Raw genomic sequence first — 1,739 nt, forward strand, 5'->3', positions numbered from 1 at the left:
GGATTCTCACCGAGCGAGATTCAGCACGCCGCTATGAATAATTTTCAAACGACTGATTAAAAAGACAATTCAGGCGTCCGCGCGGTAGACCCGCCCCTTCCACTGGGAGCGCACGCCGCGCCAATAGCGCAGCGCCGAACTCCAGGTCATGCCGAGGTAGAGACCCGCCCCCAGCGGCAGCAGCAGCGCCCACCACAGGGGCATGCGGTAGTACCTGAGCATGGGCAGGTAGCCCAGCATCATGGCGCCCAGCGCGATCCAGGCACAGGGCCACAGCTGTGGTGCGGCCAGCAAGGCCAGCGGCACCCCGTAAGCCCACAGGAACAACACCGTCACCAGCAACAACACGGACGTCGAATAGCCCAGCTGGGTGAAGGCCGACCGCGCCACCATGCCGTGGATCGACTCGAAGCTACCGTACGGCCGCCGGCTCAGYACATCGCGGCTCAAGCCGATCCAGGTGCGGCCGCCCGCGCGCTTGACCTGACGTGCCAGCGCGCAATCGTCGATCAGCGCATCGCGCAGGCTGCCGAAGCCGCCGATGCGTTCAAGCACCTCAGTATCCACCAGGATGCAGCCGCCCGCGCCGGCCGCCACCCAGCGCGAGAGCGAGTTGGACAAAGCAAACGGATAAAGCAACTTGAAGTAGTAGACGAAGGCAGGCAGCAACAAGCGATCCCAGRAACTGGTGCGGCGCAGGTCCGCCATGATCGACACGAACTGCCGCTGCTCGCGCTGCTTGTGCGACAGCAGCGTGGCCAACATGCCGGGACGCAGTTCGATATCCGCATCCAGCAACAAGGTCAGCGGCGTGCGTACCTGCTGCCTGCCCTGCTCCAGCGCCCACAGCTTGCCCGCCCAACCTTCCGGCAAGGGCGCACCCTGGATCACGCGAACACCGGGATACGAGCTCGCCACACCGGCCGTGCTGTCGGCCGACTGGTCGTCGACCACGATGATCTGGAGTCCACTGCCCTGCGCCTGCAACGCGCGCAGCGTGCTGCCGATCACGTCGGCTTCGTTGCGTGCAGGCATCAATACGGTGACGTCGTCCAGGCGCATGCTGGCCAACGCATCAGCCTCCAGATGCTCGCGCGTACTCCATGGCCGCCACGGCACCAGCAGCAGTCCCAGCCACATCACGACCGGGACGATGGCGCCAATGAGCAGCCACATGACTCAGTGCCCGGCGTCGGCCCCGGACGACGAGCCTCTGCGCTGGATCGCGCTGATGGGGATATGGATCGCCGTGGCATCGACGCGGTCGCCGTACATCACCGGCAGATCCGGCGCCATCGCGCCATCGATGCGCGGACCGAACGTCGCCACGCGCGCGGCCTTGAGCGGATGCGCAAAGGTGTCATCCACCGCCGTGCCTTCGAAGCCGCAATGCGCCATGCAGTTGTCGCACTTGGGGTTGATGCCGACGCCGTATTTTTCCCATGCGGTTTCTTCCATCAGCTCCTTGTACGAGCTGGCGTAGCCCTCGTCGACCAGCAGATAACACGGACGCTGCCAGCCGAAAATGTTGTAGGTGGGGTTGGACCACGGCGTGCACTGGTAGCTCTGGTTGCCCGCGATGAAGTCCAGGAACATCGACGACTGGTTGAACACCCACTTGCTCTTGCGTTCCTTGCCGATGCGGAAAATATCGCGGAACAGCTGCTTGCTCTCGGTGCGCCCAAGAAAGACATCCTGGCGCGGCGCATGCTGGTAGCTATAGCCGGGCGACACCGTGA

2 protein-coding genes are annotated in these 1,739 nt (G+C 64.1%); both read right to left on the reverse strand.

What is annotated here, in order from left to right; all coding sequences use genetic code 11:
- Positions 1-69: 69 nt before the first annotated feature.
- Entirely contained in the window at positions 70-1,176 is a 1,107-nt protein-coding gene (locus AC1DMG_RS21975; protein ID WP_477181133.1) for a glycosyltransferase, read from the reverse strand.
- A gap of 3 nt (positions 1,177-1,179) precedes the next feature.
- Positions 1,180-1,739, reverse strand: a 560-nt coding sequence (locus AC1DMG_RS21980; RefSeq protein ID WP_477181134.1) for a DUF3463 domain-containing protein, incomplete at its 5' end; no start/stop codon positions are given.

The organism is Dyella sp. 01N36 (assembly GCF_056399745.1).